14 protein-coding genes and 1 pseudogene are annotated in these 12,463 nt (G+C 42.6%); 7 read left to right on the forward strand and 8 right to left on the reverse strand.

Translation table 11 applies throughout. The features are described from left to right. The 3 genes and pseudogenes from IM479_RS20880 to IM479_RS20890 form a co-directional block, all read left to right on the forward strand. Positions 1–385 (forward strand): annotated as a pseudogene (locus tag IM479_RS20880) (Uma2 family endonuclease); the annotation flags it as partial. A 295-nt stretch (positions 386–680) separates the two neighbouring features. Then, positions 681–2,054 carry a 1-acyl-sn-glycerol-3-phosphate acyltransferase gene (locus IM479_RS20885; RefSeq protein WP_287684602.1) on the forward strand — a complete coding sequence of 458 codons (1,374 nt, stop codon included), beginning with the start codon at positions 681–683 and terminating at the stop codon, positions 2,052–2,054. A gap of 416 nt (positions 2,055–2,470) precedes the next feature. Continuing rightward, positions 2,471–2,932 (forward strand): Hsp20/alpha crystallin family protein, encoded by a 462-nt coding sequence (locus IM479_RS20890; RefSeq protein WP_287684604.1) that lies wholly within the window; start codon positions 2,471–2,473, stop codon positions 2,930–2,932. Between the two features lie 109 nt (positions 2,933–3,041). Here IM479_RS20890 and IM479_RS20895 read toward each other — a convergent pair whose 3' ends face one another. The 8 genes from IM479_RS20895 to IM479_RS20930 all read right to left on the reverse strand — a co-directional run bounded on the left by IM479_RS20895 (position 3,042) and on the right by IM479_RS20930 (position 7,397). Further along, on the reverse strand, positions 3,042–4,256 hold the full coding sequence (locus IM479_RS20895; protein WP_287684605.1) for a DUF790 family protein: 1,215 nt from the start codon (positions 4,254–4,256) through the stop codon (positions 3,042–3,044). A gap of 78 nt (positions 4,257–4,334) precedes the next feature. After that, a complete protein-coding gene (locus IM479_RS20900; RefSeq protein ID WP_286827048.1) occupies positions 4,335–4,679 on the reverse strand; it encodes a hypothetical protein in 345 nt (114 codons plus the stop codon). Between the two features lie 332 nt (positions 4,680–5,011). Beyond that, on the reverse strand, positions 5,012–5,230 hold the full coding sequence (locus IM479_RS20905) for a type II toxin-antitoxin system HicB family antitoxin (RefSeq protein ID WP_158201138.1): 219 nt from the start codon (positions 5,228–5,230) through the stop codon (positions 5,012–5,014). Next, the gene (locus tag IM479_RS20910; protein ID WP_158201139.1) at positions 5,230–5,481 is read right to left on the reverse strand and encodes a type II toxin-antitoxin system HicA family toxin; all 252 of its coding nucleotides are present in this window, start codon (positions 5,479–5,481) and stop codon (positions 5,230–5,232) included. The genes IM479_RS20905 and IM479_RS20910 overlap by 1 nt, the downstream gene beginning before the upstream one ends. Before the next feature lie 211 nt (positions 5,482–5,692). Continuing rightward, complete coding sequence (locus tag IM479_RS20915) at positions 5,693–5,881, reverse strand: hypothetical protein (RefSeq protein ID WP_287684606.1); 189 nt, start codon at positions 5,879–5,881, stop codon at positions 5,693–5,695. Continuing rightward, positions 5,878–6,237 carry a hypothetical protein gene (locus IM479_RS20920; protein WP_287684607.1) on the reverse strand — a complete coding sequence of 120 codons (360 nt, stop codon included), beginning with the start codon at positions 6,235–6,237 and terminating at the stop codon, positions 5,878–5,880. The genes IM479_RS20915 and IM479_RS20920 overlap by 4 nt, the downstream gene beginning before the upstream one ends. An 84-nt stretch (positions 6,238–6,321) precedes the next feature. Then, positions 6,322–7,050, reverse strand: a complete 729-nt coding sequence (locus IM479_RS20925; protein WP_287684608.1) for a Uma2 family endonuclease — start codon at positions 7,048–7,050, stop codon at positions 6,322–6,324. A 152-nt stretch (positions 7,051–7,202) separates the two neighbouring features. Beyond that, a complete protein-coding gene (locus tag IM479_RS20930) occupies positions 7,203–7,397 on the reverse strand; it encodes a hypothetical protein (RefSeq protein ID WP_287684609.1) in 195 nt (64 codons plus the stop codon). A 359-nt stretch (positions 7,398–7,756) separates the two neighbouring features. Between IM479_RS20930 and IM479_RS20935 the strand changes: the two genes are divergently transcribed. The 4 genes from IM479_RS20935 to leuS all read left to right on the forward strand — a co-directional run bounded on the left by IM479_RS20935 (position 7,757) and on the right by leuS (position 12,269). After that, the gene (locus IM479_RS20935) at positions 7,757–8,107 is read left to right on the forward strand and encodes an STAS domain-containing protein (protein WP_287078117.1); all 351 of its coding nucleotides are present in this window, start codon (positions 7,757–7,759) and stop codon (positions 8,105–8,107) included. Positions 8,108–8,398: 291 nt separating this feature from the next. Further along, the gene (locus IM479_RS20940) at positions 8,399–9,328 is read left to right on the forward strand and encodes a CoB--CoM heterodisulfide reductase iron-sulfur subunit B family protein (protein WP_286826238.1); all 930 of its coding nucleotides are present in this window, start codon (positions 8,399–8,401) and stop codon (positions 9,326–9,328) included. Between the two features lie 27 nt (positions 9,329–9,355). Next, positions 9,356–9,691 carry a BON domain-containing protein gene (locus IM479_RS20945; protein WP_287684610.1) on the forward strand — a complete coding sequence of 112 codons (336 nt, stop codon included), beginning with the start codon at positions 9,356–9,358 and terminating at the stop codon, positions 9,689–9,691. Between the two features lie 25 nt (positions 9,692–9,716). Further along, complete coding sequence (leuS, locus tag IM479_RS20950) at positions 9,717–12,269, forward strand: leucine--tRNA ligase (protein ID WP_287684612.1); 2,553 nt, start codon at positions 9,717–9,719, stop codon at positions 12,267–12,269. The last annotated feature ends 194 nt before the right edge of the window (positions 12,270–12,463 follow it).

Genomic DNA, 12,463 nt, shown 5'->3' on the forward strand with positions numbered 1-12,463 from the left:
CGAGCGCGGCTGGTTATGGTGCGAAACCTTAGGCTATTGGTTGGGAACTTGGGAGGGGACTATTGACCGAGAAACGGCAATTTGGGCGAGATTTTATGACCCGGAAGGCAATTTAATCCCCTTGCCAGAAGAAGCGGCACAGGAGCAAGCGGCCGCAGCACAAGAGCAAGCGGCCGCAGCACAAGAGCAAGCGGCCGCAGCACAGGAGCAAGCGGCCGCAGCACAAGAGCAAGCGGCCGCAGCACAGGAGCAAGCGGCCGCAGCACAGGAGCAAGCGGCCGCAGCACAGGAGCAATTAAATGCTACTCAGCAAGCTCTGGAAACGGAAAGACAGCGTTCTCAACAGCTGGCGGCTCGTTTGCGAGAAATGGGGATAGAGCTATAGTATAGCTGTATTTGTTTAGGTGAGGAGGTAAACTACTGGTGTTCCTCCTCGCTTAAAGTCGGTTAATTTCTCCTTTCACGGTTGAGGGATCCTGCAATCCCAGTGTATTTGAAATCTAGCTCGACACCTGTTTGCTGCTGTGATTACCTTTTGACCAGTGGGTAATTATTGATCAGAGTTTTCTTTTATTCTTCCTTAAACAGTAAACAGTGAACTGAAAACTCACATCTGATAACTGATACCTTTCTCGGAGTCTCAACTAGGAAATTTATTTGGCACGACTACTTATACTTATATGTCTAATCTATCTTTGGGAGCGCAACCTCCCCTCGAATTTATCCCCCCTGACCTTAATCCCTTGCTTTTAAAGGGATGTCAAATCTTTTTACCTCTTTGGTTACAAACTCAAACCAACTTAAGAGAAATTTCCGCCGCCAATCTAGAAACTTTAATCACATTTTATCAAAAAAGTCAAGAGAAAAAAGTCCGTTTACTGCTTGCTTTCCGTCATCCCAGTATTAACGATCCCTACTGTATGGCCTATCTTTTATGGAAATTAGTACCCAAAAAAGCCCAAGAGTTAGGAATAAAATTAAACACTCCAATTCACGCTCATTTTATGTATGATCGAGGGATTCCTTTATGGGCTGGAGAAAGGGTAGGATGGTTATATTCTAAGTTAGGTGGCACACCAATTCAACGGGGAAAAGCCGATTTAATCGGATTGCGATCGGCTCGTCGTTTATTATTAGAAGGAGATTATCCTTTAGCCGCTGCCCCGGAAGGGGCAACTAACGGACATAATGAGCTTGTTAGTGCTATTGAACCGGGTATTTCTCAATTGGCTTTTTGGGGGGTGGATGATGTCAAAAAAGCTAAACAACAGCAAGAAGTAATTATTTTACCTATTGGTATTCAGTATTTTTATCTGACTCCAGTGTGGCAAAAAATCGAGCAAATTTTAACTAATTTAGAAACCGATAGCGGTTTAGAATCAATCCCGAATTCATCCCTAGAAGAAAAGGTTTTATACGACCGTCTTTTTCGGTTAGGAGAAAGATTATTATCTTTAATGGAGGATTTTTATCGAGATTTCTACTATCAATCTTTGCCTGTAGTACCTGCCAATGGCGATGATCCAAACGAAACCCTAGCCAAACGTTTAGCCAATTTATTAGATGTGGCCCTACAAACCGTAGAAAAGTATTTTAATGTTTCTCCTAATGGTAATGTAATCGATCGCTGTCGTCGTTTGGAACAAGCAGGATGGGAACGTATTTATCGCCAAGAATTAAAACCCACTCACTCTATTTCTCCCCTTGAATTAGGATTAGCTGATCGCCTGGCTGATGAAGCTAATTTAAAAATGTGGCACATGAGAATTGTCGAAAGTTTCGTGTCAGTAACCGGTTATTATGTCAAAGAAAAACCCACCGTAGAAAGATTTGCCGAGACAATTTTATTACTCTGGGATTTAGTGACAAGAATTAAGGGAGGTAATCCCTTTTTTCGTCCCCAAATTGGTCAACAAAAAGCGATAATAACTATTGGTAAACCTATTTCCGTATCCGAGCGCTATGCCGATTATAAAAGTGATCGACGCTCGGCCGTAGCACAATTAACCCAAGATTTACAAACCAGTTTAGAAAGTTTAATTATTCATCAGTAGATAATTAGGGTTTGCTGAAAAAGTTTGTTGGTGGGGTTAGGAGTCAGTTATCAGATTTGAGTTATCATACTAAATCCGTTGAGCATAGGCTACTTATGAGGACAGGCACTCATGCAATAGGCAATAGGCAAAAGGGGGAATAAATAATCATTCTTTAATAACCGGATTTAGTAACAGTTATCAGTTCACTGATTACTGTTCACTGAGAAAACTCCCCAATTCCCACTCCCCAATTCCCACTTCCCACTTCTCCGGGAAAAACCTTTTCACCTAGCTCTAGTATAGGAGATAGTACGGAAATCTGGAAAAACTTAATACCGAAAACCCTACCCCAGTCAGAGAATATTTCATCTATCCTAAAAGTGTAGAGATAAACCAACATCTCTAGCGTTAAGAAAACTTCGGAGGTGAATTATATGGCACTTATACGTTGGGAACCTTTCAGAGAAGTAGAAAGCCTACAGAAAGAAATGAATCGCTTGTTTGACCGTCTTGTGCCGACTGATGTAGGCAATGGCGAAAAAATGGGGTTGTCCTTCATCCCAGCGGCGGAAATAACCGAAACACCAGAGGCAGTTCAGATTAAACTGGAAATACCTGGTATGGAGGCCAAAGACCTCAACCTAGAAGTAACAGCCAATAGTCTGACCATTAATGGTGAAAGGAAATCGGAAATTAAAACCGAAGAAGAAGGATTTACCCGCACTGAATTCCGTTATGGTAAATTCCATCGGGTTATTCCTCTACCAGTCCGGGTTGATAACAATAACGTGACTGCTGAATACAAAGATGGCATTCTCAATCTCACCCTCCCGAAAGCGGAAGAAGAAAAAAATAAAGTGGTGAAAGTGTCCATCAATCCTACCACTGCTCAATGATGTAGCACTCATCGTCTGGTCTTAAGCGAAAAAGTTAACCTAGTCCGATTAAACCAAAGCGGGAGTATGCTTTGATACTCCCGCTTTTAGCTTCCATCTGCCTAACCCTTTAATTTAAAATTTCTAACACTGCTTGGGGTGATAATTTATCTTTAAACCAGATAACCTGAGCGGGTAGATTTTGAAATTTAACTCCAGCTTTTTCTAGATTTAACCGTTCCGATACGGCTAAAATTAGATTATTTGCTTGGGCCGATTTAACCTGTAAAAATTTCTTTTGTAGGTATTCTGGTCGCCAATAACCAACAATTTCGAGGAGAAAAACGCGACCATCGGGATGCAATAAACGGAAATCGGGAATCATCACTCCTCCGGGTAAAGGCACTAAATCCACTTCCCTTTCTAACTGCCATTCAGTTTTTAACTGTAACCAACGTTTAGCGAAAGATTCCTCTAACATACTATCGTAGGGTTTCCCGGGGGAATAGTGGGACACCAGACCACAGTTATCCTCTAAATTGAACTGTTGTTTTTTAATAGTTCCTGTATAGGAATCTTTATACTGTAATTGTGCCTTCAGATTCCAGTGAGTAACATGGAGTACGGCAGGAATTAATTTAGCGATTTCAATGCCATAACGACTATTAGCTTTAAATAAACTGGTTGGACCATCGATAGTAATAGTAAATCCCGTGTCGGCATCCCCTTCGATATAAGTCATTAAACGAAATAGTTTTAGATAGCGAAAGAGATATTTATATTCCCCCGGATCGTTGCGGTGGACGTTGATAATTAAATAACTGGCCCGATAAAAAATACCTTGAATTTGCGAGAGGTTAAAACGATGAATTAGGTTTTCGGGGGTAGGAGCATCAAATTGAGTGAGAATTTTATTCTCTGCTAAATCAGCATAGAGTCCTTTTTCTAGAGCCACTGGAAAAATTTCTTGATTTAATTCTTGGCTGAGTTGCTGGGCAATTTTCTCCAGAATTAGCGATCGATTTTGCGGAATAGGAACAAAGTTGGCCGCTTGTTCAAAAACTCTTTTTCTTAATTCCTGCGGTTCTAAGGGACTAATAATCTCAAAGGTGGCAAAATGATTGGTTAATAGGTGAGCAAATCCCCGTTTAATTTTATAATCGGGACTGTCTCCCTCCAAGATTAGGAGTTTTTGGCTTAATTCTCCCTTAGTTTGACCGATACTTTCCTGAAAACAGGTGATTTGTTCTTGGGCGATCGCCAGATAATCGGTCGCGAGCGGTAAGCGTTTGGGAATAATTGTCTCGCCATTTTGACGGGAAATCAATAAATCGGTCGGTAACATGGCAAGCTAGAGAAGAATAATCAGATGGGGAGAGGTGGGACGACAAGGAAAGGTCGAAACCCCAAAAATCCCCCGATTCTAACTATTTTGGTCGAGATAACGCTCTAAATCTTCGATCACACGGGTTAATTCTGCTTCTGTGGTTAAGCGTAGGCGATCGTCACGAACCGTTAACAAAACTTTAGCCGAAAAAGGACTCGGATAAATATTGGGATTACAAAACACTTCCAGAAACACATCACCAGTGTGCTGATATTCCAGCGGTTTTTGGGGTTGGGGTTTACCCCCACTAGCGGCATTACTGGCGATCGCTTTCAGGCGATCAAGTAAAATATTAATTTCCCTTTGCAAATCCAAGGCAGCACTGGAACTGAAACGAAAAGTAACGGAACCTTGCAAGAGATTAAGAGTTAAAGGAATCATGGAAAAAATCAGGTTAGGAGAAAGCCTGAAGTTAATTATATTGATTTCTGGAGATTTGGGGAAACGGGAGTATCTCATTTATGCAAGTGAGTAATTATACTTGTCCCTAAAACTGGTTTCTAGCAAGGCTTTCAAAATAGCTTGACATAAAACCTGATTTAGGGGTTACAAAGGTGAGATGCTCCCGGGGAAAGGGGAAACTGGGTGAAGTTACCTTGAATGTCGGATTGAAGGAACCCTTTTGTTTTACCGATGAGATGAAAATCCGACCAATATGGGACAGCGAAGCACAGCAAGACGGCGTACTGCTACGCAGTGCCTTCGGCATCGCACTAATGAGAAGATAAGGAATAGGTGGGTTGATTAGGAATTTTATTGAGGGTTTGACAATCCATTAAATATTGTTCAATGGCGGTTTTAAAAGCCTGTTCTAGTTCATCAACGGAAAGACCATCAAAAACAATAATATCTTCTGTGTTGATGACGCGACCAAAAAATAAGCGATCGCTTTCATCGTATTCAATCACAGCTTCATAGTCTTTGTATCGCATTAATCTACTCCTGCTTTAATTAGAAATTCACGAAGAGCTTTAATTTGGTATCTTTTTAGTTCTTTTTGGGGGTGAGGGGAATGAATGTTAAGGGAAATTTTGTTTAGGTCAAATCGAACTCTTGAGCCATCGCCTTGAGTAATTATACCTCCCAATGACTGAATTAAATTAACGACATCATCCCAAACGATGTTACGGCGGATGGGATCAACAAAAATAGCATCATAGGTTTTTCGCTGTTTTTTGTTCATTCGCTAATTATAGCTTGATTACTAACTTAAGATTTTAACAATAAAAATGATCGTCTCTTCTTTACTCTAAATCAAAACAGCGATCGCTCTATTGCCCTTTACATCCGTCCTCATGATTTAACCAAAAAAGGGGCTTTTAACCCCTCTTAAAAATTGCGTTATAAGAGCGGCGTACTGCTACGCAGTGCCTTCGGCATCGCACTAGACCAAATCAGCGATCGCTCTCACTTCGATTGTGAAGCCGTTCCAAACTTTGATGACGTAAATCCACTTCGATCATGGCAATTAATTCATCAAATTTCAAGGTCACTAAATCTACTTTTCGGCAGACTTCTCGCCATCTAGCGATACTTTGAGTTCTCGTTTGTAGATCAGGAATACAAGATTTATCGGTCATCATAACCTGCAATTTTTTCTGGTTTCAGATAAATTTGCCGTCACGACATCGGCTGAGATTTGAGCTTGTTCGATGGTTTCCGCTAACAACTCTAGGATAGCAGAAGGAGCGATTGGATAGTATTCAGAGATTCTTAGGGTTAAAGTATGAAGACGAGAGTAAGGATTTCTTAATCTTTCCAGACAATTCTCAATTTGTTCTAACTCTGGTAGTGTCTCCTCTGTTTCACCATGACGATCGAAAAGACTAAATTCGCTGTTTTTCGTTTCGGCAATCAGTTCTATGAGCCGTCGTTGTAAGCTAAAAATAGTGGTTAATACTAGGAGACAGTTTAGCCAAAAATCCAAAACTCCCTTCATTCGCTTGACTGTTTCTTATCGTACTGTATCATCTACAAGATTATCCTCGGGTCAATTTAAAGAATACAAAAACTGTCAGAACAATTATCCCTGCCCTTCCCCCATGATTCCTGCTTGCCGTAATAATTCCAGGAGCCGTTCATTTTCCTGTTCTGCTAAATTGGCCCGTTGCCGTTCTGCCTCTGCGGTTTGCTCTGCTAAATTAGCTCTTTGTTGTTCTGTCTGTGCGGTTTGCTCTGCTAAACTAGCCCGTTCGGATAACTCTAGGGTTGTTAAAAAACGATTACCCTGGGGAGCATAAATTTCTAACTGCTCCTGGTTTAACACAAAACGGATGTCTAACCGGGGACTAACCCAATCCGTCGCCATTTCGATCACTTGCAACTTGTTGGCCCTGCGCTGATAACCAGCAAAATCCACCCGTTCAGGGTCATAGATATAGTATTCCTCTACCCCATATTGTTCATAAAACCCTAACTTTTTGGCCATTTCCTTGAGGGTATTTCCCGGCGACAAAATCTCGAACACCACCTGGGGTGCAATATTTCCCTCCTGCCACTGACGATAGGAGCCGCGCTCGCCTTTAGGCCGTCCAAAGACCACCATCACATCGGGAGCCACGCGAATATCTGGACGACCCTCGACGGGATACCACAGTAAATCCCCCGCCACAAACACATCGGAAGCATCTCGAAATACACAATCAAGATTTTCCTTAATCAAGACAATCCAGCGAAATTGCAAGGTATTATCGGCCATCGGTTGTCCATCACTGTCAGGATAAATAACGGCTCGGTTTAGGGCTACGGTCATGGGTAGTGGCTCCCAACGCTCAAAGGTTATTTTAAAAGGGGGTTAGTCGGGGAAAGATTACTGTCGGTTAGCGAAAGCTCGTCTCCGCGATTAGATTGCAACAGCCCCGATCGCCCCAGTAAATCTATATAATCGAAAATATCCCTATCAACTTACCAACGCGGAACGAGATTAATCCGGCCTTCGTCCATTTCATCCATGAGTAACTCGAGGGCCTCGTAATCCACATCGGAAACGTAGCCACGACGAGCGAGGAGTTCATTAATTCCGTTCTCGATTTCTGGCGTGATTTGACGATAATATAGGGCTTGTTCCACTAATTGGCGGATAGTCGGCTGGGTATCCACAATTTTCTTACGCTAGTTCAATAAATCTAGTTTCTGTATCCTGCTTTACTTTATTTCAGCAAAAATACCAGTATAATGCTTGGTCATCATCAGTCATTCGGGATTAGAACTTAAACCTAACGACTTTCCCCTGATGTTCACCCGAGTAAGTCCTGATCACTGTTTCTCTTTACTGTTCGGATCCCAAGGTTAACCTGAAACCGGTTCCTTCCTAAAGGGGTAAAGATTAAGAAAAGATTAATCTTTTCAGGAGAGAGAAAATATATCAAGACGAAGGTTACGAAATCAGAAAGTTAGGACATAATAGCGGTATCTGATCTCCAGTTAAAAGGTTCATTTATGAATTTCAAAGCCCAGCCATGAAAAGTCCTGTAAAAGTCCCAGAAATTGCTCTATTTGAGCCAAACGGCTATATTACCGCCGCTAACGTCCTAGAATTTCAAGAGCAGCTCACCAATCTGGTTAACCGGAGTCGCTCTATCACTTTTCTGGTGGATATGAGTAGGGTGGAATTCCTCGACAGCGCTGGATTAATGGCTTTAGTTAGCGCCTTTCGTCTGGCTCAAAGTCAAGAAAAATCCTTCAATATCTGTTCTATTCCACCTTCAGTCAAGATTATCTTTGAATTAACCCAACTCGATCGGGTTCTCTCTATTTTCCCTAGCCGTGCTGACTTTGATGCTGTTATCACCCTCACCCAAGCGGCGTAAGCAGAGAAAATAGGGTTTCTCGCCGCAATTTCTCGGCTGCACTCTCAATTCTACCCGTAAATCACCTCTTGACCGGGCGGATTCCCATTTGTACAACCGACTCCTCAGGACAACAATTTTTTTCAAGGAGAGGCATTATACTGTTGAGATGGCTCTCCTCGTTTTTGGATATTATTTCTGGGACAAACCACCGTACACTTGTTCGGAGCAGCTCACAAAAGACTGTCTATTAAGAAATTCCATGACTTTAGTGATGACAGAGGGGAAGGGGGCCAAGATGGTAGATAGGTAATGAGTAGTAATTTCCTAGAATCCATGACAGTCAACAATCTCCAGTATGCTTATTTTCCCGGTTGTGTCGCCCAAGGTGCCTGTCGGGAACTATATTTATCCACGGCAGCCCTGACGGAAGCTTTGGGGATTAATTTAGTCGAACTCAAAAAAGCTGCCTGTTGTGGTTCGGGAACCTATAAGGAAGATTCGCAACTCTTGGAAGATGCCGTCAATGCGCGCAATATTGCCCTAGCGGAAGCCCTCAATTTACCCCTGTTGACTCACTGTAGCACCTGTCAGGGGGTGATCGGTCATGTGGACGAGCGCTTGAAGGAAGCAAAGCATAATAATCCCAATTATGTTGAGGAAGTTAATAATTATTTACAGAAAGAACATTGTTCCCCCTACCAAGGTACGACGACGGTTAAACACCTACTCTGGGCAATTGTCGGCGATTATGGCTTAGATAATCTGGCGGCCAAGGTGGTTCGTCCCTTATCAGGGTTAAATTGTGCCAGTTTTTATGGTTGTTATCTCCTGCGGGCCCAGGATACTCTCCCCTACGATAATCCCTTTCAGCCGGAATCTCTAGAAAATGTCTTTCGAGCGGTGGGGGCGAATCCGATTTATTATCAAGGACGCACTCAATGCTGTGGTTGGCCTCTGTCCAGTTATGCCACCACCCAATCCTTCCAAATGGCAGGAAAACACATTTTAGAGGCCATGGCAGCGGGGGCCGATTGTTTAGTCACCCCTTGTCCTTTATGCCATCTTAATCTTGATTCCCGACAACCGGAAGTGGCAAAAGTGATCGGTCGAAGTTTAGGTTTACCCGTGTTACATTTTTCCCAATTGGTCGCTTTAGCGGTGGGAGTCAGTCCCGATCGTTTAGGATTAGATCGACACATCGTTTCGACCAAATCCCTCTTAAAGAAATTGGGGTTTTAGGACAGGACTCAATCAGGAGTGTTAGCAATGGATTGGTTAAAAAGAATTTTCGGGTTAGATAAACCGGCAGATGCCGCTAGTGCGATCGCAGGGAAAGCCGCTGCTGCGGGTATTCCCCCCGAAAGAGTCGGATTAGATGGAAAATACGACGAAAGCGGACTAGCTAAACGAGTAGTTTTAGCTTTTGACGAGACACCGGATTTAGCTGATGAAGACAAATTGTGGGTCGCTCAAACTGGCAGTAAAGTTGTACTAAAAGGTACAGTTTCCAATCAGGCGACTTTAAATAAAATGGTTGCGATCGCCAGTAAAGTTCATGGGGCAACCAGCGTCGATACCAGTCAGGTAAAATGGGAGGGATAGATACAACTCAGGAGAAAGGACCCCAGTGCCGTACAACCCCGCAGAAATCGAACAGAAATGGCAGAAGATTTGGCAGCAAATGGGATTAGACAAAACCCCAGAAAACGCCGATAAACCGAAATTTTACGCCCTCTCCATGTTCCCCTATCCATCGGGCAACCTGCACATGGGTCACGTTCGCAACTATACTATCACCGATGTGATTGCCCGTCTGAAAAGAATGCAGGGTTATCGCGTCCTGCATCCCATGGGGTGGGATGCTTTCGGATTACCCGCAGAAAATGCCGCCATTGAAAGGGGAGTTCCTCCGGCAAAATGGACCGAGCAAAATATTGCCCAGATGAAACGGCAATTACAACAGTTAGGATTATCTATCGATTGGGAAAGAGAAGTGGCCACCTGTTCCCCGGAATATTATCGTTGGACCCAATGGCTATTTTTACAGTTTTTTGCATCGGGATTAGCCTATCAAAAAGAAGCGGCAGTGAATTGGGATCCTATCGATCAAACTGTCTTGGCAAATGAACAGGTAGATAGTGAAGGAAAATCTTGGCGATCGGGTGCTAAAGTAGAAAGAAAATTACTCCGGCAATGGTTCCTAAAAATCACCGATTATGCCGAACAATTACTCACTGATTTAGATAAACTTACCGGTTGGCCAGAACGGGTTAAAACCATGCAGGCCAACTGGATTGGTAAATCGGTAGGTACTTATTTAGAATTTCCTCTTGTTAATTCCACAGAAAAAATTGCCGTTTTTACCACTCGTCCCGATACGGTTTATGGAGTGACTTATGTGGTACTTGCTCCCGAACATCCCTTAACTTTACAAGTTACCACTCCCGAACAAAAATCGGCCGTAGAAACTTTTATTCAAGAGATAGCCAGCGAAAGCGAATTAGAAAGAACTGCCGAAGATAAACCCAAACGCGGTATTAAAACCGGAGGACTAGCAATTAATCCTTTTACTGGTGAAGAAATTCCGATTTTAATTGCTGATTATGTCCTCTACGAATACGGTACGGGGGCAGTGATGGGAGTCCCGGCTCACGACAGTCGCGATTTTAAATTCGCTCGGGAAAATAACCTGCCAATTAAAATAGTTATTACTCCAGAAAGTGGCGAAATTGAGTTAAAAGAGGCCTATACAGAAGCGGGAATTATGATTAATTCCGCTCAATTTAATGGACTGAATTCCCAAGAAGGAAAAACCGCTATTATTGATTATGCCACTGCCCAAGGTTACGGCAAAGCTAGAATACAATATCGCCTCCGGGATTGGTTAATTTCCCGTCAAAGATATTGGGGTTGTCCGATTCCAGTTATCCACTGTCCTAACTGTGGAACCGTGCCAGTACCAGTGGAAAATTTACCCGTTACTTTACCAGAAAATGTCGAATTTAGCGGTCGAGGGGCTTCCCCTTTAGCTAAGTTGGAAGACTGGGTAAATGTGGATTGTCCTAGTTGTGGAACTCCCGCAAAACGGGAAACAGACACCATGGATACTTTCATCGATTCTAGTTGGTATTTCCTCCGTTATACCGATGCTAAAAATGAAGATATACCCTTTCAATTCGAGAAGGTTAATGATTGGATGCCCGTGGATCAATACGTCGGAGGAATCGAACACGCTATCCTACATTTACTCTATTCTCGTTTCTTTACCAAAGTTTTAAGAGACCGAGGGTTAGTTAATGTCGATGAACCTTTTAACCGTCTGTTAACCCAGGGAATGGTACAGGGATTAACCTACAAAAATCCCGAAACTGGCAAATATGTCCCCGCAGAAAATGTTATCTATAAAGAGGATAAATATTGCGATAAAGACACGGGAGAAGTTCTTTCTTTCTTCTTTGAAAAAATGTCCAAGTCGAAATATAACGGCGTTGATCCTCTGAAAGTCCTCGAAAAATATGGGGCTGATACTGCCCGAATGTTTATACTTTTTACCGCACCCCCAGAAAAAGATTTACAGTGGGAAGATGCCGGGGTAGAAGGACAATTTCGCTTTCTTAATCGGGTGTGGCGTTTAGTCAGCGAATACATTGAAAATAAACCCAAGCAAGTCAAAAAAATAGAAACTTTCTCGAAAACTGACAAGGATTTAAGACGGGCAATTCACACCGCTATTAAAGAAATCTCCGAGGATTTAGAAGGAGATTATCAATTTAATACCGCCATTTCCGAATTAATGAAACTCAGTAACGCTTTAGGGGATAATAAGTGTTTTGAATCCCCCATTTATCGGGAAGGAATCGAAACCCTATTAATCTTACTTTCCCTCTTTGCTCCCCATCTTAGCGAAGAATTATGGCAAGCTTTAGGCCATAGCCAATCAATTCACCTGCAACCCTGGCCAAAAGTTGATCCTACTGCCCTTATTGTGGACGAGATCACCCTTGTAATCCAAATTTTGGGAAAAACCAGAGGCACGATACAAGTTCCCGCTAGTGCCGATAAAAGCACCTTAGAAACCCTCGCCCTGGAATCAGAAATCGCCCAACGTTATTTAGAGGGCAAGGAAATCAAAAAAGTGATTGTTGTCCCGGGCAAATTAGTTAACTTTGTCGTGGGTTAAATGACAGCAATTACCACAATGGTAGGGAATTAAAGAACCTTTTCAGTTATCAGTAAATAGGGTCTGCTGAATAAATCTAAAAACCTTGTTGGGTAAGACTTTTAGACTTTTTGTCAATCAAAAAGTACCAGGCATGGGAGTGATCAGGGGGAAAATTCAGGTACTTTTTCCCTGAAAATTAGGTAGTTGACCAC

It is taken from the genome of Microcystis sp. M165S2, from assembly GCF_020245885.1.
GTDB lineage: Bacteria > Cyanobacteriota > Cyanobacteriia > Cyanobacteriales > Microcystaceae > Microcystis.